The sequence below is a fragment of the Mesorhizobium sp. M2A.F.Ca.ET.067.02.1.1 genome (assembly GCF_004023285.1).
Classification (GTDB): domain Bacteria; phylum Pseudomonadota; class Alphaproteobacteria; order Rhizobiales; family Rhizobiaceae; genus Mesorhizobium.
Map to the genome: position 1 here is coordinate 1 of NZ_RZSB01001214.1, position 1,014 is coordinate 1,014.

Below are 1,014 nucleotides of genomic sequence, written 5' to 3' on the forward strand. Positions count from 1 at the left end.
CCGTAGATGTCACCGTCCTCCTCGCAGACCACGTCCCCGAGATTGACGCCGATGCGGAAGCGAATCCGCTCTTCCTCGGGCGTCTCCGACTCGTGTTCCGCCAAGGCCTGCTGGATCGCCATCGCCGAGGTCACCGCGTTAACGACGCTCGCGAACTCGCAAAGCATGCCGTCGCCGGTGAGCTTGACGACCCGACCGTGGTGCTCGGAGACCAGCGGTTCGAGGAGATCCTTGCGGTAGGTCTTGAGCCGCTCGAGCGTGCCACGCTCGTCGCGCTCCATCAGGCGCGAGTAGCCGACCACGTCGCAAGCCAGGATCGCTGCGAGGTGGCGCTGCGTGCTCGGCCATACGCCTGCACGCGGGCCGCCCCGCGTCCATGTCCTGCCAACTTCCAGACGCGCCGCGCGCATGGTATCCATCTCTCTCCCAGTCTCCGCCGATATGGAACGGAAACGCAGTTTGACCTTGCCTTCACGAGAATTCGCTATCCCGCTTTCGAGGCGTGGAGCGTTCGAGTCGCCCCCGCCAACAGAGAACCGACGACACGCTCGCGCGGCCTCCGCCGATGCTGACACAGCACTCCCAGCAGGCCGGGGATATTTCCTGACCTATGTAACCGGCTGACGTCACCGCGGCGGTGCTTTTGTATCTGGAACCTCACCGGACATCCGCGCTTGGAGACCTCGCTCCGCCATCTCACCGGAATTTAACCGCATTGGTGCAGCATTACGCCGCTGCTAGCATGCATTGATTCAAGCCCTTTCATACGGTTGCCATCCATGAGCCAGAGATCCTGCCTGTCCGTCATCCTCGCCGCCGGCGAGGGCACGCGCATGAAAAGCGCGATGCCAAAAGTGCTGCATGCCATAGCCGGCCTGCCTATGGTGGCGCATGTCGTGAAAGCGGCCGAGGCGGCCGGCGCGACGGGCCTGGCGCTGGTGATCGGGCACGGCGCCGACGAGATGCGCAAGGCAGCACAGAAATTCGCGCCCAAGGCGGAGACTTTCGTGCAGG

General features: G+C 64.1%; 2 protein-coding genes. One reads left to right on the top strand and one right to left on the bottom strand.

Features of this window, described 5'->3' with window-relative positions; translation table 11 throughout:
* A partial coding sequence (locus EOA28_RS36840) for an adenylate/guanylate cyclase domain-containing protein (RefSeq protein ID WP_245501694.1) occupies positions 1-419 on the bottom strand: 419 nt, incomplete at its 3' end.
* 360 nt (positions 420-779) lie between these two features.
* Between EOA28_RS36840 and EOA28_RS36845 the strand changes: the two genes are divergently transcribed.
* A partial coding sequence (locus EOA28_RS36845) for an NTP transferase domain-containing protein (RefSeq protein ID WP_148671152.1) occupies positions 780-1,014 on the top strand: 235 nt, incomplete at its 3' end.